The following is a 20052-nucleotide window of genomic DNA, read 5'->3' on the forward strand; positions in this document are numbered from 1 at the left end:
CATATGTTGCGCTATGTTGGGCGCCGCTTGCTCCAAATGATCCCAGTGTTCTTTGGGGCGACATTCCTGCTCTACGCACTCGTATTCCTCATGCCGGGCGACCCCGTCGCAGCCCTCGGTGGAGACCGTGGTCTGACGGAAGCTACCCGGGCACGAATTGAGGCAGAATACAATCTAGATAAGCCATTTATCGTCCAATATCTGCTGTATATCAAGGGTATTTTCTCCCTTGACTTTGGCACCACCTTCTCTGGTCGCCCTGTCGCGGAAGCTATGGCACATGCCTTCCCCGTGACCATAAAACTTGCCGTCATGGCGCTTATCTTTGAAGCTGTCTTTGGCATTTGCTTTGGCGTGATCGCAGGAATGCGGCGCGGCGGAATCTTCGACTCCACCGTGCTCGTCATGTCGCTCATCGTCATTGCCGTTCCATCGTTTGTGATTGGTTTTGTTTTCCAGTTCTTTGTCGGCGTGAAGTGGGGGATTCTTCCGGTAACCGTCGGATCGAACACATCAGTCAAATCGCTTCTCATGCCGGCTATCGTCCTAGGAGCGTTGTCCTTTGCCTACGTGGTTCGCCTGACACGGCAATCAGTCTCAGAAAACCTGCGGGCAGATTATGTACGCACCGCTCGGGCGAAAGGTCTACGCGGGAGAAGCGTGACTATGAGGCACGTCTTGCGGAACTCGCTGATCCCCGTAGCCACCTTCCTAGGCGCTGATCTTGGTGCACTTATGGGTGGAGCTATTGTGACCGAGGGAATCTTTGGCATCAACGGTGTCGGTGGCACCATGTACCAGGCAATTCTTAAAGGCGAGCCCACCACGGTCGTGTCCTTTACCACGGTCCTCGTGATCGTCTATATCATCGCTAACCTCGTCGTGGACTTGATCTACGCATTGCTTGACCCGAGGATCCGCTATGCATAATCACAATATTTTCCAGCCCCGCCCCGGGCAGGAGCACTTTATCGCAGATGTAGATGAGACAGGTTTGGGCGCCGTCGATGCCGTTGCCGACGAATCTGCGCCCACCTCCACGTGGGGCGAAGCGTGGAAGTACCTGCGCCGACGTCCACTGTTCTGGTTCTCTGCTGCGTTGATTCTCACCGCAGTGCTTCTCGCTGTCATTCCGCAGATGTTCACGTCCACGGATCCAGGTTTTTGTGAACTCTCCAAATCCTTGGCAGATCCGACCGAAGGACATCCCTTTGGCTTTGATCGCCAAGGCTGCGACATCTATGCGCGCATGATTTACGGTGCGCGGGCATCCGTCGCAGTAGGAGTGTTTACCACTCTTGCAGTAGTGATCATAGGAACCGTTATTGGAGCTGCCGCTGGTTTCTTTGGCGGCATCTTGGACACCTTGTTGTCTCGGCTTACTGATATTTTCTTTGCCGTCCCCCTCGTCCTAGCGGCGATTGTGGTTATGCAGATGTTTAAGCAGGAGCGCACAGTTATGACGGTCGTGGTGGTGCTCGCTATGTTTGGATGGACCAACATTGCCCGTATCACTCGAGGTGCCGTGCTGTCGGTTAAAAACGAGGAATTCGTTACTGCCGCGCGTGCAGTGGGTGCATCTAAGTGGAAGATCCTGAGCAGCCATATTCTGCCTAATGCTGCGGCCCCGATTATCGTGTACGCGACGGTGGCGCTAGGAACGTTTATTGTGGCGGAAGCTACCCTCTCCTTCCTAGGTATTGGACTCCCACCGAACATTGTCTCGTGGGGCGGGGACATCGCTAAGGCCCAAGTATCGTTGCGCACTCAGCCCATGGTGCTGTTCTATCCGGCGGTAGCGCTTGGTGCGACAGTATTGAGCTTTATCATGATGGGCGATGTAGTCCGTGACGCCCTTGATCCGAAGTCTAGGAAGCGATAAGAGCAATGAGTGAAAATAATAATGCGCCGCTTCTAGAGGTGAAGGACCTACAAATCTCCTTTACGTCCTCAACTGGCACTGTCGACGCCGTCCGAGGCGTCAACCTGACCATCTATCCCGGCCAGTCGGTGGCTATCGTGGGTGAATCTGGCTCGGGTAAATCCACCACCGCAATGGCAATCATTGGTCTGCTCCCCGGAACTGGAAAAGTAACGGGCGGACAAATCTTGTTTGACGGAAAAGACATTACAAAGCTTTCCGATAAACAAATGCAGGCTTACCGAGGCTCACAGATCGGTCTTGTCCCTCAAGATCCCATGAGCAACCTCAACCCTGTGTGGCGCATTGGCACGCAGGTAAAGGAATCACTGAAAGCAAACAATGTGGTCCCGGGTTCTGATATGGATACTCGCGTCGCAGAGCTTTTAGAAGAAGCAGGGCTTCCCGACGCCCACCGCCGCGCAAAGCAATATCCGCACGAATTTTCCGGCGGCATGCGTCAGCGAGCTCTCATCGGTATCGGTTTGGCTGCGCGTCCCAAGCTGCTCATTGCCGACGAACCCACCTCGGCTCTGGACGTGACGGTACAAAAGCGCATCCTGGATCATTTGGGTGGGCTCACTCAGGACTTGGGAACCGCAGTTCTTTTTATTACCCACGATCTTGGTTTGGCTGCTGAGCGTGCCGAACACCTCGTGGTGATGCACCGTGGCCGCGTCGTCGAGTCCGGCCCCAGCCTCCAGATTCTCCGCGACCCGCAGCATCCATACACCAAACGGTTGGTTAAAGCTGCGCCTTCCTTAGCCTCTGCCCGCATTCAATCGGCGCAAGAGCATGGGGTGGAAAGCTCCGAGATCCTTGCTTCTGAAAAGACGGACAGCAAAGAGATCATTCGAGTAGAAAATCTCACCAAGGTTTTCGATGTTCGTGGCCAGCGTGGTAAAAAAGCCGAGCTGCGTGCTGTCGACGACGTCAGCTTCTCCCTTAAGCAAGGAACGACCCTCGCGTTAGTAGGAGAGTCAGGGTCCGGTAAATCAACTGTGGCCAATATGGTCCTCAACCTTATTGACCCAACCTCAGGCAAGGTCTACTACAAGGGCACGGACCTATCCACGCTAGGGAAGAAGGAGCTCTTTGCGATGCGGCGAAAGCTGCAAGTGGTGTTCCAAAACCCCTATGGCTCGTTGGACCCAACGTATTCAATTTTCCGATGCATCGAAGAACCGCTTGTCGTGCATCAGGTAGGAAATCGCAAAGAGCGAGAGAAGCGCGTGGCCGACCTCCTAGACATGGTGGCTATGCCGCGTTCAGCTATGCGACGCTATCCCAACGAACTCTCCGGCGGTCAGCGCCAACGCATCGCCGTAGCTCGCGCGCTGGCGTTAAACCCTGAAATCATCGTCTTGGATGAGGCGGTTTCAGCCCTGGACGTTCTGGTGCAGAACCAGATTCTGCAACTGCTGGCCAATCTGCAGTCCGAACTCAATTTGAGCTATCTGTTTATCACGCACGATCTTGCCGTGGTGCGTCAAACAGCGGATGAAGTTGTGGTGATGCAAAAAGGGCGCGTGGTGGAGCAAGGAACGACTGACGAGCTCTTCCTATCGGCGAAGGAAGAGTACACGCGTAACCTCATTGATTCTGTTCCTGGCTTGGGTGTGGAGCTCGGCACCGGGATGTAGTGAGCACTACTAGTTCTCGTTGTCACTAGGAGAGGGGATTCTTTGCGAATCTCCTCTCTTTTTTCATGCAAAGCTTGCACTCTTAAAGGTTACTCGGTAACTTTTAATCATGGTTACCGAGTAACCATCTCTTTGGTGATAAGAAACTCTACAAAGAAGGCAACTGTATGACCATTAGGCATTCGCTACTCAGCCTCCTAGCGGCTAAGCCACGGCCAGTAGGAGAGTTGCGGACACAATTTCATGAACTCACGCAACACACCTGGCCCCTCAACATCGGTCAGGTATTTCAGACAATCCAAAGGCTGGAGCGCGACGGCTTTGTCGAGTCCCTAGGAGAAGTAGAGGGCAGCACAGGTCATACTGCGCAGGTATACGGCATTACCGCTCACGGGCGGGACGAATTGGAGGCATGGTGGAGCACTCCCACGCTGCTTTCTAAAAATCAGCGCGATGAGCTCGTTATCAAAATTGCGATGGCTCAAGCCACCAATGCTTCGGGAGTAGGAGAGATGGTGCAGCGGCAGCGGGAAGCTGTGATGTGGGAACTTCGCGACGTCGTGAAGCAAAAAATGGCACTCGCACCGCAGCGAACCGCAGCCCGCCTCCTACTGGAGAGGCGAATATTCAATCTTGAAGCAGAGTCGAGATGGCTTGATCACATAGAGACTCTAGAGATCCCCGCAGAAGGACAACAACAATGATGACTCAACCAGCAGCATTGATCCTGGATAATATCGGCAAAATTCATGATGACGGTTCTCGCACAACGATGACTCTCGAGTCGGTGTCGCTTACGGTAGAAGCCGGCGAGCTCGTCGCGGTTATGGGACCATCGGGGGCGGGAAAATCGACGCTCCTTAATATTGCAGGGACCTTGGACACTCCTACTCGTGGGCGAGTGCTTATCGACGGCTGCGACACCAGCGGATTCAGCGCCAAAGAACGCGCCCGCGTGCGACGCGAATCCGTCGGCTTCGTCTTCCAAGACTTCAACCTCATTCCGACTCTTACCGCCTCCGAAAACGTAGGACTCCCGCTTGAACTCGGCGGCATGGCTAGGAAGGAGTGCGAGGCACAAGCTGCCGCAGCGTTGGAAGCCATCGGCCTTCCTAGCGTGGGCGACTCTTTTCCCGCAGAGCTCTCGGGCGGCGAGCGCCAACGTGTTGCCATCGCGCGTGCTCTCATCGGCGATCGTCGATTATTGCTTGCCGACGAACCCACTGGCGCCCTAGACACCACCACCGGGGAAGCCATCATGACTGTGTTGCGGTCGCGCATCGACCAAGGCGCAGCCGGCCTCCTAGTGACGCATGAACCGAGGTTTGCCGCATACGCAGATCGCACGGTGTATTTGCGTGACGGACGATTGCAGGGGGCTCAATAGTGACTTCGCTTTCTAGACGTCTGGCATGGCGCGAGCTATCGACACACAAAATCCGATCGGGCGTAGCAATTGCTCTTTTCGCGCTGCCGATCATGGTGATATGCGCATTTACCAATGCGATGCTGGGATTCTCGGCTCAGTCCTACGATAGGGGCCGTCTTCCTAGTACTTATGCGGACATCAGCAACACCGTCTGCTCAGAAGACGAGGAAAAAGACGCAACCTGGTGCGTGCGAGACCGCGAGGAGCTGGAAAAGCCGGATATCGAGCGCATTAAGAACCTTGTTCCCGAGATCGCCGATACCTTTATCCCGGTGTGGCAACTCGAGACCTCGGTTGCTAGCTCCTATGGCGCGGATATTCGCCTTGCTCTGAAAACATCTCCGCAGGCGAAGAATGAGCCACAAGTGCCAGCGCGCGGTGAGATCGCTCTTAGCGACAACGCCCTCTCTCTCCTAGGCAAGCGAGTAGGAGAGAAGGTGAAGTTTACCCCGTGGGCAGGCGCGCAACCTTTGACTTTGACCATCGCAGAGCGAACCGATGATCGCTCCACCAATGTGATGGACGGTGTGGCTAAAGCGGTGGGGGTCTTGAATAAAGAAGACATTAATGTGGCTCAGTTTGGCAGGGACTCGGAGTTAGTAAGTGCGCGGCTTCCTCAAGGAGTCTCTGTGGAATGGGAGTCGCCGCGCATAGTGGATCAAGCCGTAAGCCAAGAGGAGAAAGGAGTCTCGATTCATAGTGTGGAGCGAGTGATCCCATCGAGATACTCGTCCTTTCTCGTTTCCTATGTAGACGTTGAATTCCTTATGTTTGTGTCCGTGGGGGCGCTCGCGGTTATTTTGGTCTCGAGTATCGTCGGCACAGTTTTTGCGGTTGCTGCACGGCGATCAATTCGTTCAACTGGTTTGTTGGCAGCAGTCGGTGCCGATCCCCGGCAACTGAGGAAGATTATGCTGTGGCAGGGGGCACTCGTCGGCTTGCTGGGCTCCTTACTAGGAACGGTGGCTGGCCTATTCCTTGGGATGCTTCTTCCGTGGGGCATAGAAGGCGTGTATGTCTTCGGCTTTGCCTGGGACATTGCACTTTTGTCGGTGGCTGTAGCTGTCATTGCTGGCCTTTGTGCAGCGATGCTTCCTGCGATACGCAGCGCCTCGATGGAGCCTGTTCAAGCGCTGGCGGAGGGGGCGTCGACACGCATTGTGAGGTTGAGGCCGCTCTACTTTGTGGGGCCAGCACTTGGCATTCTGGGATTGATAAGCATTGTGCTCTCGAAACCCGAGCAGCCTATTGGGGTATGGGCAGTGATGGTCATTATTGGTGCGATTATATCGGCGCCGGCCACAATCCTCTTCCTAGCGAAGCTCGGTCGTCGAATGCCTCTGAGCATGAGACTGGGGCTCCGCGATGCCCTCCGAAGCATGTCCAGAACAGGGCCTGCGGTTGGCGCGATCACTGGAACGATGATGATATGCGTCTTTTTCTTCCTAAGCGTCACAGGTTCCGCTGATCTAAGGCCGCAGGTCCATGTCAACGCGATTCGGATAACAGCCAACGAAGCAGTGGCTTCGGACTCGAGTCCTTATGAAGCAGCTATTCGTAAAAAGCAAGCACAGCATTCCGCACCATTGCGTGTCGACGAATACGCTTCTTATTACTCCTCGCAGCGGGGGAGCTTCAGCGAAATTAACGTCCTCCCTCCTAGTAAGGAAGTGCCAGATTCAGACTCTACGTTGTCGCTATTGGATTCCTTTAGCTCCTTTAACAACTGGGATAACGAAATTTCTGTTTATGTGGTGACGCCATCAGTTATAAGCATGCTGGCCGACAGCGAGCTGAAAAGTCTCGACAAAAAAGTAATCGACCGCTTGGAGCAGACAATTGTCCACGGCGGGGCAGTGGCTTTTAATCCGGATCTCGTTGAATCAGGAAAAATCAGTGTGGATATTAAGGGGAAAACGACTGACAAAGACGGCAACCATCATGAACTTCTTGCGATGGCTGTGCCAGGCGCTCGTACTAACGCCGTGGTCGTCTCTCCAGAGACCGCGCGATCTTTGGGCGCAGAAGCAGTATTCCGGGCTTCTTACTTAGTAGGCGGCTCGGAGCTTAGCTGGTGGGAGAAGCTGAACCCAGACTACTCTGGGGATGACTTTGCCAATGTCATGGTGTCGAAGCAGTCAACGTCACATGATCGGTTTGAAGTGGCAGTAGTTTTGTTCCTATCGTGGGTGCTGTGCTTTGGCCTCATCCTCCTCCTAGTGGCGTTGGCCAGCTTTGAGACTCGTCGTGAAGTCACCACGATGTTCTCCCTAGGAGGGGAGAAGAAGCTGATTCGACGATTCAGCGCGATGCAAGGACTATTTGTAGCCTTGATCGGCGCAGTGGGAGCTATGGTTTGGCTGTTCGCGTTAGAGCGTGCAGAGCTTATCCGTTTACCCGTCGAAGATGATCCGTTCAGGGGGTTTGATATCCCTTGGATAATGGTTGCTGTCTATGCAGTAGGCGTGGTTTTTGTAGGGTGGTTAACGGGATATGCTTACGGGATAAAGCGGGGTCGTGATTATGATTCTTTAGTCCCTAGGAGATAGAAAAAGCGAGGTCCTCACCAGTTCTGGTGAGGACCTCGCTTTATGTGTGAGCTACAAAACCAACCCGAGATGTTTTAGCGGCTGCCGAAGGGGAGCGGAAAACTCGGAAGTGGGATGACGGTGGGGAAAGCAGTGGCGTCGATAAGCGGGCTAGGAGCGTCGGCAGCGGGCGGTTTGGACGCTCCGCTTATGGCTGAAATCCACTCGGTGTGCTCCGCGACAGGCGTGTACCAGCCGACCGTACCTGTGTGACTGGTCATGCTGAGAACGCCGACCACAGCGTTGCCCTCCATCAACGGGCCTCCGGAATCGCCTTGGCGGAGGATTCCGTGGCTGATCCATTGCTCAATTAAGACGGCCTGGCGATCAGGGCCAGGGACGTTGGTGACACGGCGCTGTGTTGTAGCCTCCGCCCACTGCGCGTGGCCGTGGGTGATCCCGCCCCAGCCTGCAGCGATGGTTTTTTCACCAAAAGACAGGTTGTTGCTGGAAAGCGTCATCGGTGCTGTGCCAGATGGTCGATCGAGTTTGATTAACGCGATATCTGCGGTGGGGTGGGGAATTTGTTCGACAGCACGGAAGACCTGGCCGCCGACGCCGATAGTTGATGGGCCGGCGCCAAGGCAATGCCGAGCGCTCAATACCCATTCAGGAGTTACAAGAGCGCCTGTGCATTGCTGCTCTCCTAGTCCCACATAAGCGAGACTGGGTTGATTGGTTGCAGTGCCGCCGACGACTGCGTGACTAGGAGCAACTATTCCTAGCGAGAGAGCGACGGCGGTGGTGACAGCAGATAATCGGCGAAAAAGCCGCATTTAGAGAATCTCCTCTATTACTTCCGTGGGACGTGCAAGGCGTACGCCTTTATCCGTGGATACGATCGGCCGTTGAATAAGCCGGGGGTGTTTTACCATCGTAGCAATGAGATCGTCGTCGGAAGTTTCTGGCGAGAGGCCTAGGTCTTGGTAGAGCTGCTCGTTTGTCCGTATTGCCTCGTGGGGGCTTAGCCCTGCTTTGCGTAGGAGGTCGCGAAGAGTGTCCTCGCTAGGAGGGGAAGAGAGGTAATTAATGACCTGCACATCATCATGCCCCCGCTCCTGTACGAACTCCAGTGCGGCGCGCGACTTAGAGCAGTGCGAATTGTGATAGATGGTGATCATGGTGCGGGTTCCAGTTTGACGGTGTCGGCCCATTCTAGGTCGTAGCCTAGGGAAGCAAGCCAGCTCATGGGATCGTCGTTGTAGCGGGTTATTCCTTCGACGGCGAGGAGGGTCGCGTCAATTGCGCGTTCGGCTTCTTCAGCGGTGATGATGCCAGCTGAGGTCGCTGCTGCGAGTTCATCGATGTCTACCACTTTGACTGGTTCCCCGGTTACAGAGATGAGGTCCACGTACAAGTCGCGGGTGACCCACATGTTGTCTTCGCGGGAAATATCGGCGACATCAAAGTAAAAATCTTGCCGCTCGTTGACACCTTCACGGAAATGGAAGATGTTTGCTCGTAATCCCAAGCTGGGTAGGAGCCATGACTCTAGATAGCCAAATTTGGGATGATCCGCGCCACGGGCCATGTATAGGCCGAAATCGGTGGAGTGAAAGTCGTCTACGCGTCGCTGAAAACCTTTGGGGTCGATATTGGTCATCGACGATGGGTCGAAGGTTTCCTTTTTCACTGGATGCAGGTCAACCATTATTTCACCTCGAAGAGTGCAGCCGTGGGTAGGAACGTGCAGGGGCTTGCCTCTGTGGCAATAGTTCCCTCGATGAGTGCAATGACGCGTCCCTTCCCTGTGTCAGCAGTTCCAGATACGGTGCTAGGTCCATCCGGGTTGATCCCGTGGCCGACGAGTCGAGTACTTCCGCCCTGCAACGTGGAAAGATTAAACCAGTGGACATTCATTGCTTGATGCTCGTTGGGGGCGAGTTTCCCGGTCCCTAGCGCAGTGAAAACAAAGGCGGTTTCGCCTTCTTTTGCTCCTGGTGCTGGAATTTCTGCAGGTCCGGGAACGGCGATTGCTGACCCTGTGGCAGTCAGTTGCCCGCTGATGCAGCGTCCCGCGATGCTGGGCCAGAGGAACTGGTTGAACTGGGGACCATTGTCGGGGACTTTAATTTCCCCCTGCCCGGTTCCTTCTATGAAGGCCACGGCTGCGAGCAGTTGGTTGCGGATTGGTTCAGGCAGGGTGTTGGCAAAGTCTTTCGCTTTGCTGAGGGTTTCGGCATTCGGGCGTCCGAGTTGGTCCAGGGGGAGCCAGGAGGAGAGGTCAACCGTCGACGAGGACGACAAAAGCGGCGCTGCCGGCAGGGGTTGTGCAGGCATAGCGGTTGCACCACCGATTGAGGTGAGAGTGCAAGTAGCCGCGAGAAGCGTCGCGGTGATGGCGTGGGTAATTCGGCGCACGTACAGCCTTCCTAGCTATTGGATTTGCTATTGCCGTGTAGAGAGACGTGTTTATTGGGCGAGGGAAGCCAATAAATACAATAGCAAGTCACAATAATCACAAGAGTTTACTCGAATAACAGTAGTCACTGCTTTAATAGTGTCAAGGGTTACTAACTAATATTCTCAATGTGGGGGAACGGAAAAATTCCTCTCTTGATACACGTCGCTCATCGTGATCTTTTTGTTACATGTTGCTGTATCTACGTTTCTAACGTGCACAGTTGTGGGTAAGTGGAGTAATGTAACAGCGCTGTACTATGCGCCCGGACTCTTCGCATGATTCGGCGACGTGATTTTACCAGGCGCATCCAATTTTTCAGGAGACACTTTTGACCCGTCCAGAGTTTCGCAATGTAGCCATCGTTGCGCACGTTGACCACGGAAAGACCACCCTTGTAGACGCTATGCTGCGTCAGTCAGGCGCCTTCGATGAACACGCAGAGCTCGTCGACCGCGTGATGGACTCTGGAGACCTAGAAAAGGAAAAGGGCATCACCATCCTGGCCAAGAACACGGCTATTCGTCGTAAAGGCGCGGGCAAAGATGGTAACGATCTCGTTATCAACGTGATCGATACTCCGGGCCACGCTGACTTCGGTGGCGAGGTTGAGCGCGCCTTGAGCATGGTGGACGGCGTCGTTTTGCTTGTCGACGCTTCCGAAGGTCCGCTACCACAGACCCGATTCGTTCTGGGCAAGGCACTCGCCGCCAAAATGCCGGTGATCATCTTGGTCAACAAGACTGACCGTCCGGACGCACGTATCGACGAAGTCGTCGAGGAGTCCCAGGACCTCCTCCTAGAGCTGGCCTCAGCTTTGGACGACCCCGAGGCTGCAGAAGCCGCAGAGCAGCTGCTCGACCTGCCGGTTCTCTACGCTTCTGGCCGTGAAGGCAAGGCATCTGTGGAAAACCCCGGCAACGGAAATATCCCTGAGGCTGAAGATCTACAAGCGCTTTTCGACGTCATCTACGACGTCATGCCAGAACCCACCGTCAATGTTGATGGGCCTTTGCAGGCACACGTGACCAACTTGGACTCTTCCTCCTTCCTAGGCCGCATCGGCTTGATCCGCGTGCACTCCGGTACGTTGAAGAAGGGACAACAGGTTGCCTGGATTCACTACGATGAGGACGGCAACCAGCACACCAAGAGCGCTAAAATCGCCGAACTGCTGCGCACCGTTGGTGTGACTCGCGTGCCTGCAGATGAGGTAGTGGCAGGAGATATTGCTGCTATCTCTGGCATTGATTCTGTGATGATCGGCGATACCCTCGCTGACCCAGAAAATCCTGTTGCGCTTCCACGTATCACCGTTGATGAGCCTGCGATCTCCATGACCATCGGTGTCAATACTTCGCCTTTGGCTGGCCGTGGTGGCGGCGACAAGCTGACTGCTCGTGTGGTGAAAGCACGCTTGGATCAGGAATTGATCGGTAACGTGTCCATCCGTGTCCTTCCTACTGAGCGTCCAGACGCATGGGAAGTTCAGGGCCGTGGTGAAATGTCGCTGTCGGTCCTCGTGGAGACGATGCGTCGCGAAGGCTTTGAGCTGACCGTCGGCAAGCCTCAGGTAGTCACGCAGACTATCGACGGCAAGCTCTACGAGCCCTATGAGCACATGGTCATTGATATTCCATCGGAGTACCAGGGCAACGTCACCCAGCTGATGGCTGCGCGCAAGGGGCAGATGCTGTCTATGGACAACATCTCTGATGACTGGGTCCGCATGGAATACAAGGTTCCTGCACGCGGCCTGATCAGCTTCCGTACCATCTTCCTCACCGAGACTCGTGGTACCGGCATCGCCAACTCCTACTCAGAAGGCATCGACGTATGGGCAGGTGAAATCAAGGGTCGCGCCTCCGGTTCCCTCGTGGCGGACCGTTCTGGTCAGATCACCGCTTATGCTCTCACCCAGCTTTCCGACCGCGGCAACTTCTTTGTCGAGCCAGGCATGGAAGCTTATGAAGGCATGGTCGTTGGTGCTAACAACCGTGATGAAGACATGGATGTGAACATCACCAAGGAAAAGAAGCTGACCAACATGCGTTCAGCTACTGCTGATGCCACCGTCACCCTGGCCAAGGCGCATGTGCTTTCCCTCGATGAAGCCATGGAGTTCTGTGGGCAGGATGAGTGCGTGGAAGTGACCCCAGACGTCCTACGCGTACGCAAGGTTATTCTCAATGCCACCGAACGTGGCCGTGCCCGTGCACGTGAGAAAGCACGCAACAAGTAAGATAGCTCGCATGATGAACAAGCACCGCGTTTTCCTAGCAACAGTCTCGGCCGCGGTGCTTGTGTCATGTTCGGCAAACCCTGGTCCCGCGCCGGTGGAAAAGGAACCAGAATCTACTCCTGTCAGTAGTGCTGCCAGCAGTACCTCGGTGGCACCGAAGCCGGAAAAGAAAACCAAAAAGTCGGTGTCTATAGGCATAGATCCGATTACCGGAGGATTAAATCCACACGTCTTATCGGATGACTCTGTGTTTGTTCGTGCGCTTGCCTCCCTGGTCCTTCCTAGCGCCTTCGTAGGAGGGGAGATTAATGCTGACCTTCTTACCTCCGCGCAGGAGATAGCTCCTCCTACCGGCACGGGCGCTGTTCAGACGGTGCGGTATACCATTCGCTCGGAAGCTCAGTGGAGCGACGGAACCCCCATCACAGTGTCCGACTTCCAATATCTGTGGGAGGCGAAGTCGACAAACCCGGGTGTTCTGGGAGCATCAAAGTATCGAGCAATAGCTGGCATTCGTTCTTCTAATGGTGGGCGCACGGTAGACGTGGATTTCTCTGCAAAAGTAGCCGATTGGCACACCCTTTTTTCCTCGCTGCTACCCAGCCACCTATTGCGAGATAGCGACGCTAGCTTCACCTCAGTAATGGCCCACAGCATTCCGGCTTCTGGATGGAAGTATTCGCTGGCGAGCGTCGACAAGCAACGAGGAATCCTCACGCTGAATCGCAATGATCGCTTCTGGGGCAAAAACCCTGCGAAAAATGAGACGATTACCTTCTCCGAGGTTCGCGACGTAACCCAAGGTGCTGAGATGCTGCGGACGGGGCAAATCCATTACCTTGACATCACTCCTACGGAGGTCGCCCGCGAGGCGTTTGAGCTGATGCCGAACACCCAGGTGCGCACGCAGGAAAGCCCCCTGGCGCTCCAGCTGATTGCCAACCTTAATCTGAGCGAGGCCCAACGGGCTGAGCTGCAGTCGTTGGTGGACCGCCGACTGATTGCCAAGCTGGCTATGGGGCGTTCTAGTGATTTGGTGGTGGCGTCGGAAAGCTATGAGCCCCATGCGGAGCTGCTTGCGTCCCTAGGAAGGGATGTGAGGATCGGCGTTGACCCCGCGGATCCACACGCAGAAAACGCCGCCCGCGCGCTTGTGGATCTTCTCGCGCGCCATGGAGTGGGTGCGAAGCTTGTGACGACGGACGCCACCTCTCTCCTAGGCACGAAGCTTATCGACGGCAGCGTGGACGCCATCATGACGTGGAATTCTGCGAACAATCTTGATCGCTACCAATGCTCACGGCCCAAACCAGCCACCAATTTCACCAACTGGTGCAACAAACAAACCGATGTTGAAATCAGCGAAGTGCTCGCTGGAGTTCGCACGCCAGAGGACTTCAATGCGATTGCGGCCAATATCGAAACAAGTCAACATTTTACTACCGAGATCACCAAGGACCTGCGCCTACAAGTGCGCGGCAGCGGTATCGTAGGACCGGATCCACAGCTAGATCAGTGGCCAGAAGACCTTGCAGCTCTGGCCACTTGGACACCCAAAGAGGACTAATGCGCGATCTTATCGGCAAAAAAGTAATAGCCGTTCATGCCCACCCCGACGATGAAGCCATTTGGACTGGCGGACTCATCGCAGAACTCTCGCTCCGTGGTGCTGACGTCACCGTGGTGACATGCACGCTAGGAGAACAAGGGGAAGTTATCGGCGAACCCTACCAAGGGCTCGTCGCAGACTCGGCCGATCAGCTGGGGGGATTCCGGATTGGGGAGCTGTCACGCTCCCTCTCTCTCCTAGGCGCGCGAGGGAAGCACCTTGGCGGGGCGGGATATTGGCGCGACTCGGGAATGATCGGCGATAAAGCAAATGAACATCCCCGCGCATTCATCTCCTCCGGTGAGGAAGCAGTAGAGCAACTCGCCGAGATTCTGGTGCAGACTAATCCCGACCTCGTGATCACCTACGGCCCCGACGGGGGATACGGGCACCCAGACCACATTCAAGCGCATAAGATCACGCATGAAGCCGTCCGGCGAGTGCCCGTCACCCGCATCCTCTGGGCCGTCACGGATAAAACAGATCTTGACGCCGGACTCGATGCCATCAGCGCCGTCCCCGAAGCTTGGCGACGCCCGCGCCCAGACGAAATAGCGTGCGTCGAGAACGTTGACATCCGTATCCTACTGAGCGACGAGGCCTTCGCTAGGAAAAAGGAAGCGATGAAAGCCCATGCAACCCAACTCTGGATTGCAGACGGATCCACAACTGCGACCAACCCCCATGCGGCCATCGCTGCCGTTAGCGATCCGAACGCGGCGCCGGCTGTTTTTGCGCTAAGCAACCTGATCGCCCAACCTCTCCTACGCACGGAGTGCTACCAGATGGGCCAAGGCCCCCTTCCTAGTGGCCTCGACATTGTTGCAGAACTAGTGAGATAAAAGAGTGGCTGAGCACATAACAAGCGATGACAACCGCTCCTACGTGTACCAAGAATTCAGTAGGGGAGAAGCGGCATGGGGACTTTTCTGGCTCTCCCTAGGAGGGGTTATTTCCGTCCTCCTAGAAATCGTCTATCTCAACACTTGGGTCGGGCCAGTGCCTGTGCCTTATACCGTCGCAATTGCATTCTTATTCAACATGGTTCTGACAAGAACGGCGATGTTGTGGACTAAAAAATCAGCCATTGCGCTTATCCCGATGTATGCGTGGGCGTTGGGATTTTTTGGGCTCATGGTGGCGGGAGGCGTGACGGGGGACCAGTTGCTTGGGGCAAGCCTTCGCCCCCTCCTACTCATGATCGCAGGTTTTGTAGGAGGCGGTTGGCCTCTGCTGCGCGGAAAGTGACATAATGAATCGAATCATCCGAATACGTGAAGTGGAGATCTATAAGCAATGACGTACACAATCGCACAGCCCTGCGTTGATGTCATGGATCGAGCATGCGTTGAGGAATGCCCAGTCGATTGCATCTACGAGGGAAAGCGTTCCCTGTACATCCACCCTGATGAGTGCGTCGACTGTGGAGCCTGCGAACCTGCGTGCCCGGTCGAAGCAATTTTTTATGAAGACGACGTTCCAGATGAGTGGCTGGATTATAACGACGCCAACGCTGCATTTTTCGACGACCTCGGCTCCCCAGGTGGTGCGGCCAAACTCGGCCCACAGGACTTCGACGCCAAACTTGTAGCCGACCTCCCTCCACAGGCGTAAAAACATCTTCAAAGGACGGACCATGAGCCGCAGCCCGCTAGGAACAAAGCTTCCCGACTTCCCCTGGAACTCCCTCGCAGAAGCAAAAGCCAAGGCGCAATCGCACCCAGACGGAATAATTAATCTATCTGTGGGCTCGCCTGTCGACGAAGTATCTCCAGGCATTTGCCTCGCACTAGCGGAGGCCGCTGCAGCTCCTGGCTACCCTCAGACCATCGGGACGCCCGAACTTCGCGACGCCATAACCGCATCCCTAGCCAGGCGCTACAACGTCCCCTCCGTAGGAGGAGTGCTGCCGGTTATCGGAACAAAAGAAGCTATTGCGCTCTTACCCTCTCTCCTAGGGATCAACTCCACCGTAGTAATCCCCGAGGTGGCATACCCAACTTATGAGGTCTCCGCTCTTATTGCCGGTGCCACTCCCACGCGCAGCGATGCCCCCCACACCCTTCTTAGTCCCGAAGACATCGACCTTGTTTATCTCAATTCTCCATCCAACCCCACCGGCAAAGTCCTCAGCATCGAGACACTGCGCGAGATCGTGGCATGGGCGCGCGAAAACAATGTCATCATTGCTTCCGATGAATGCTATTTAGGGCTGACCTGGGAAGGCGAAGCGGTATCTATCCTGGATCCGCGCGTCAACGATGGGGACCAAACAGGCCTCCTAGCGATCCATTCGCTCTCAAAGACCTCCAACCTCGCTTCCTACCGAGCAGGTTTCTTAGCCGGCGACGCGGAGCTTATCGCTGAACTCACTGAAGTGCGCAAGCATGCAGGCCTTATGATTCCTGGCCCAATCCAAGCCGCAATGACCGCAGCGCTCAACGATGATGATCAAGAAGCCTTCCAGAAGTTACGCTACGCACGTCGCCGCGCAACTCTCCTACGCGCGCTTGTCGACGCTGGCTTTACCGTCGAAAGCTCAGAAGCAGGCCTTTATCTGTGGACGACACGAGGAGAAAACTGTCGTACCACAGTGGAATGGTTTGCTGATCGGGGCATACTTGTCGCGCCTGGAGATTTCTATGGCCCTAGCGCTGAAAAACATGTTCGTATTGCGCTGACAACCTCTGATGAGCGAGTGGCAGCGTTTGCGGCGCGCTTGCAAGACTAAAGATTAGTGGCGCTGCTCTCGCTATCTTCTTGTTCCAGGGCACAGAACTAGGTGAGAAAACTTTTTAGTGCCACATAGGAAAAGTGTCTTTTACAGCCACTAGAGCGTTATGTGACATACAGAGAGTTTATGAATCTTGTGTCGGGAGTTTTGAGAAGTTTCGATTACCGCTACAATCAACAAGGTTAATTGCCCACTAGGAGGAGAGACTCGGTGTCCGAGAATTCTAAAATACGGATGACTAGGAGCCTACGACAGTTCATCCAATTCGGAATCGTTGGCGGATCCGGCACCGTAGTAAACTTGGTGGTCACAGTCCTGGCCAAGAAAATTGCTTGGTGGGTAGGAGAGGTGTCCGAGCATGACGCCTTCTACAATCTTTTAGGCTCTTCTTTCCACGTTCGTTGGTACCACGTTTTTATGACGATTGCGTTTATCGTTGCTAATACCTGGAATTATCAGCTGAATAGGATGTGGACGTTTAAAGCTGCCCATATGACGTCGTGGTGGCGAGGTTTTTTCCCCTTCCTACTCACGGGAGTAGGAGCGTTTTTTGTGAGCCAGGTGGTGGCCACATTGCTGATGAATCCGACGTCGCCGATTGCGTTGTCGCCAGTGATTTTCGACGACTCTTCGGGATTGCGCACAAAGTTCTACTGGGCAAGTGCTATTTCGATTGTGGTGGCAATGCCAGTGAACTTTATTATCAATAAGGTGTGGACTTTTAGGAAGCCAAAGACGGTGGTCGTGCAGGTGGCTGAGCCGGTATAGGCTAGACAGCTACCCCAAAATGCTGGCAGGCCCAATAGCGGCCAGATTTTCTGGCAAGAGGCAGGATGCTGGCACGCGGTCGTGCAGTGTGGGATGGGGGTTGTAAGCCGGCTCGGCCGGTATGGGGCATGCGGATATAGTGTCCGTTGGTGGGTAGGAGAGGGTTGTCGTCGTTAAGCTTATTGTGCGTTGAGCAGCAAGCGACGAGGTTTTTGAGGTTTGTTTCTCCGCCGAATTGCCACGCTTGGAGGTGGTGAATTTCGCAGTTGTTAGCGAGCCTGTGGCAGCGTGGGTCGGCGCAGGTGAGTTGATCTGCGGTGAGGATGAGGCGCTGCTTTTTGTTGGCGTAGCGTTTGGTGCGGAAAAGGTCGACAGGCTCAGGGACGCCGTCCTGATTAAGCGCGTAGATGACGGCGTAGCCGAGATCCGCTAGGAGATGCTCTGCAAGGTCTTTAGCAGGAATGAGGGCGCCGTCCGTGGTGGCTAGCATGCCGTCGCCAATGTGTGTGAGACCATCAGCGGGTAGGAGGATGAGGCCTTCACGACGCGGAATGTTTGCAGCATCATGCTGCAATATGCTCTGTTTCAGCGCCAGCGCCAAGGCATGCGAATATGTGAGCGTGGGGTTATGGCGTCGTAAGTGCCGTGCCAGCGAGTTAAGTTTTTCGCTGATGGCGCTGGCATCGTCGTCGTGAAGCGAAGCATGCACATGGCGCATCCCATCTGCATCAGTGTTGCGCGATATGCGAGCAGCCGGCGTCTGCTGTGGTTTCCCGCATTCGCTATTGAGCGCGACGACTTGCGCCGCTGCCTCCGCTTTCGCTTCAAGCACAGTCTTGCCCCGAGCCCACCGATACAACCGCTTGCGGAGGGTCTCCCTGCTTATCGACGCCTCCCCGGACAGCTTGCTCAACGCAGCATTGGTAACTCGCAGGATCTCTATGCCCAAGTGATTGGCCTCAGCTATAGCAATAGCTTCCTGACGCTGTTTCGACGCCCTTTTCTCCCCAAACAAATCGCGGCCCAACTTCAGCACTGACCCTAGCCACTGAGGATGGAAACCAAACTGTGCGGCGATATCCTCCCTGGAGGTCGTCGCGCTCAGCTCAAATAGAAACTTGGCAATCTGAATGCCGCTGGTGGAATAGACGGAGAAAGCCCCTTCGATGTTCATAGCGATGAGGCTAAAACATGGAAGGGGCTTCCCTCTTTCTCCTAGGGACTGAGCGCCACAAACCTGTGGAATATGTCTTAGTCTGTTCCTATATCTGTGGAATTCTCGCCAGGCAGTTGCGCTTTTTCAAAAGGTCGTCTAACAGCAACCAAGCTCACTAGGAAAAGTACTGCGACCATCGTTAGCGCAGACAACAACTCAATCCGCGCATGTGCGTCGCTGAGCATAAGTGCTCCGAGGCCGGCGAGGATGATGAGGGTGAAGCTCGTTAACCATGGGTAGGCCCACATCCTCACTCCTAGGGACGGAACCAAAGCCTCAAGCCTACGACGCAGCTTCAACTGGGAAACCGCAACGAACGTCCAAACCGTAAGCAACGATGCACCCGCAGCATTGAGTAGGAAAGAGAGCAACCAACCGGTATCGAGGTAGTTGAGCACCACCATGACAACACTGAGAATCACCGATAAAAGGATCGCGGTAGTCGGCACGCCACGTTTGTTCACCCGTGCAAACATCCGAGGCGCTTGTCGACGCTCCGCCAAAGACATCATCATCCTAGAGCTGGCATAAATCTGAGCGTTGAACGCAGACAACAAAGCTAAAACAATGACAACTTCCATCGTCCCTACGACACCAGGGATGCCGGCGATCGCTAAGACCTGAGAAAACGGACTCTCAGCGGCGCTCTGAGCCTTTCCTAGCGATGAGTAGGGTAGGAGGAGGACGATCACGGCGACGGATCCAAGATAGAAAATACTGATGCGAGTAATCGTGGTTCGTACGGCGTTGACCAAAGATCGTTGCGGATCTTCAGATTCAGCGGATGCAATAGCCACGACCTCGATGCCGCCAAAACCGAAAGCAACCGCTAGGAGAGCCGCAGCGATGCCACTGACACCATTGGGCATAAACCCTTCGTTTTCGATCTGATTGAGTCCTACAAAGTCATGGCCGGGTAAAAGACCCGTGACTAGGAGGAAGCCGACGGCCAAGAAAAGAACCAAGACTGCAACTTTGATAAAAGCGAACCAGAACTCGAATTCACCGAAGGCTCGTACGCGTAGGAGATTAATGGTGCCAAATACCAAAACAAAGAAAAGTGCTGGTAGCCAAGGTGACACTCCTAGCCACGATGCAACAAATCCCGCAGCACCGGTTATTTCTGCGCCTAGGACAGCGACGGTGGCGAGCCAATAAACCCACCCTTGGATAAAACCTGCCCAGTGGCCAATTCCAGCGTCTGCATATTCAGAAAAAGAGCCGGAAGCTGGTACTACGGATCCCATCTCGCCGAGCATGCGCATAATCATGACAGCGATAAATCCTGCGATGATATAAGCGACAATCACAGCGGGGCCCGCGGCTTTAATACCAACGCCTGTCCCTAGGAAGAGGCCGGCGCCGATTGTTGATCCAAGTCCCATCATTGTGAGATGTCGGACTTTCAGTCCACTTCCTAGTCGCGTGGTGTTTTCGCTTGTCATGACAGGGGGTCTTTCCGAGGCAAGAGGGGAGAAGAATAGCGACGCCGTCGTTCTTT

19 protein-coding genes are annotated in these 20052 nt (G+C 54.9%); 13 read left to right on the forward strand and 6 right to left on the reverse strand.

Going from position 1 to position 20052, the window contains the following annotated elements; translation table 11 throughout:
* Window positions 1-3: 3 nt before the first annotated feature.
* The 6 genes from CULFRC11_RS04005 (at window position 4) to CULFRC11_RS04030 (ending at window position 7542) form a co-directional block, all read left to right on the forward strand.
* Complete coding sequence (locus tag CULFRC11_RS04005; protein WP_023635448.1) at window positions 4-930, forward strand: ABC transporter permease; 927 nt, start codon at window positions 4-6, stop codon at window positions 928-930.
* A complete protein-coding gene (locus CULFRC11_RS04010; protein ID WP_013911189.1) occupies window positions 923-1882 on the forward strand; it encodes an ABC transporter permease in 960 nt (319 codons plus the stop codon). The genes CULFRC11_RS04005 and CULFRC11_RS04010 overlap by 8 nt, the downstream gene beginning before the upstream one ends.
* 5 nt (window positions 1883-1887) lie before the next feature.
* A complete protein-coding gene (locus CULFRC11_RS04015; protein WP_023635449.1) occupies window positions 1888-3564 on the forward strand; it encodes a dipeptide ABC transporter ATP-binding protein in 1677 nt (558 codons plus the stop codon).
* A gap of 167 nt (window positions 3565-3731) precedes the next feature.
* Entirely contained in the window at window positions 3732-4268 is a 537-nt protein-coding gene (locus CULFRC11_RS04020; protein ID WP_023635450.1) for a PadR family transcriptional regulator, read from the forward strand.
* Window positions 4265-4951 carry an ABC transporter ATP-binding protein gene (locus CULFRC11_RS04025; protein WP_023635451.1) on the forward strand — a complete coding sequence of 229 codons (687 nt, stop codon included), beginning with the start codon at window positions 4265-4267 and terminating at the stop codon, window positions 4949-4951. The genes CULFRC11_RS04020 and CULFRC11_RS04025 overlap by 4 nt, the downstream gene beginning before the upstream one ends.
* On the forward strand, window positions 4951-7542 hold the full coding sequence (locus CULFRC11_RS04030) for an FtsX-like permease family protein (protein ID WP_023635452.1): 2592 nt from the start codon (window positions 4951-4953) through the stop codon (window positions 7540-7542). The genes CULFRC11_RS04025 and CULFRC11_RS04030 overlap by 1 nt, the downstream gene beginning before the upstream one ends.
* 74 nt (window positions 7543-7616) lie before the next feature.
* On the opposite strand, the gene CULFRC11_RS04035 is transcribed toward CULFRC11_RS04030, so the two are convergent.
* From CULFRC11_RS04035 to CULFRC11_RS04050, 4 genes are read right to left on the reverse strand one after another with little or no spacing between them, the layout of a single operon-like run.
* Window positions 7617-8357, reverse strand: a complete 741-nt coding sequence (locus tag CULFRC11_RS04035; protein ID WP_023635453.1) for a S1 family peptidase — start codon at window positions 8355-8357, stop codon at window positions 7617-7619.
* On the reverse strand, window positions 8358-8702 hold the full coding sequence (gene arsC, locus CULFRC11_RS04040) for an arsenate reductase (glutaredoxin) (RefSeq protein WP_023635454.1): 345 nt from the start codon (window positions 8700-8702) through the stop codon (window positions 8358-8360). It abuts the gene before it with no gap.
* A complete protein-coding gene (locus tag CULFRC11_RS04045; protein WP_023635455.1) occupies window positions 8699-9232 on the reverse strand; it encodes a ribonuclease FAU-1 family protein in 534 nt (177 codons plus the stop codon). Before CULFRC11_RS04045 ends, arsC begins: the two co-directional genes overlap by 4 nt.
* On the reverse strand, window positions 9232-9942 hold the full coding sequence (locus CULFRC11_RS04050; protein WP_014525574.1) for an Rv1157c family protein: 711 nt from the start codon (window positions 9940-9942) through the stop codon (window positions 9232-9234). Before CULFRC11_RS04050 ends, CULFRC11_RS04045 begins: the two co-directional genes overlap by 1 nt.
* 371 nt (window positions 9943-10313) lie before the next feature.
* Here CULFRC11_RS04050 and typA point away from each other — a divergent pair, with 371 nt between their 5' ends.
* The 7 genes from typA to CULFRC11_RS04085 all read left to right on the forward strand — a co-directional run bounded on the left by typA (window position 10314) and on the right by CULFRC11_RS04085 (window position 17335).
* The gene (gene typA / locus CULFRC11_RS04055; protein ID WP_023635456.1) at window positions 10314-12224 is read left to right on the forward strand and encodes a translational GTPase TypA; all 1911 of its coding nucleotides are present in this window, start codon (window positions 10314-10316) and stop codon (window positions 12222-12224) included.
* Between the two features lie 10 nt (window positions 12225-12234).
* Window positions 12235-13791, forward strand: coding sequence for an ABC transporter family substrate-binding protein (locus CULFRC11_RS04060; protein ID WP_023635457.1), 1557 nt, complete (start codon window positions 12235-12237; stop codon window positions 13789-13791).
* Window positions 13791-14675 carry an N-acetyl-1-D-myo-inositol-2-amino-2-deoxy-alpha-D-glucopyranoside deacetylase gene (gene mshB / locus CULFRC11_RS04065; RefSeq protein WP_023635458.1) on the forward strand — a complete coding sequence of 295 codons (885 nt, stop codon included), beginning with the start codon at window positions 13791-13793 and terminating at the stop codon, window positions 14673-14675. The genes CULFRC11_RS04060 and mshB overlap by 1 nt, the downstream gene beginning before the upstream one ends.
* Before the next feature lie 4 nt (window positions 14676-14679).
* Window positions 14680-15081 carry a hypothetical protein gene (locus CULFRC11_RS04070; RefSeq protein ID WP_023635459.1) on the forward strand — a complete coding sequence of 134 codons (402 nt, stop codon included), beginning with the start codon at window positions 14680-14682 and terminating at the stop codon, window positions 15079-15081.
* A 48-nt stretch (window positions 15082-15129) separates the two neighbouring features.
* Window positions 15130-15447, forward strand: coding sequence for a ferredoxin (gene fdxA / locus CULFRC11_RS04075; protein ID WP_013241627.1), 318 nt, complete (start codon window positions 15130-15132; stop codon window positions 15445-15447).
* A 22-nt stretch (window positions 15448-15469) separates the two neighbouring features.
* Window positions 15470-16564 carry a succinyldiaminopimelate transaminase gene (gene dapC / locus CULFRC11_RS04080; RefSeq protein WP_023635460.1) on the forward strand — a complete coding sequence of 365 codons (1095 nt, stop codon included), beginning with the start codon at window positions 15470-15472 and terminating at the stop codon, window positions 16562-16564.
* Window positions 16565-16777: 213 nt separating this feature from the next.
* A complete protein-coding gene (locus CULFRC11_RS04085; protein WP_023635461.1) occupies window positions 16778-17335 on the forward strand; it encodes a GtrA family protein in 558 nt (185 codons plus the stop codon).
* Between the two features lies 1 nt (window position 17336).
* Here the strand turns inward: CULFRC11_RS04085 and CULFRC11_RS04090 are convergent, their stop codons facing one another.
* Together CULFRC11_RS04090 and CULFRC11_RS04095 are read right to left on the reverse strand one after the other, a co-directional pair.
* A complete protein-coding gene (locus CULFRC11_RS04090; protein WP_023635462.1) occupies window positions 17337-18509 on the reverse strand; it encodes an HNH endonuclease signature motif containing protein in 1173 nt (390 codons plus the stop codon).
* Between the two features lie 77 nt (window positions 18510-18586).
* Entirely contained in the window at window positions 18587-19996 is a 1410-nt protein-coding gene (locus CULFRC11_RS04095; RefSeq protein ID WP_014836206.1) for an amino acid permease, read from the reverse strand.
* Window positions 19997-20052 lie beyond the last annotated feature (56 nt).

Origin of the sequence: Corynebacterium ulcerans (assembly GCF_000767685.1) — a bacterium.
Lineage (GTDB): Bacteria > Actinomycetota > Actinomycetes > Mycobacteriales > Mycobacteriaceae > Corynebacterium > Corynebacterium ulcerans.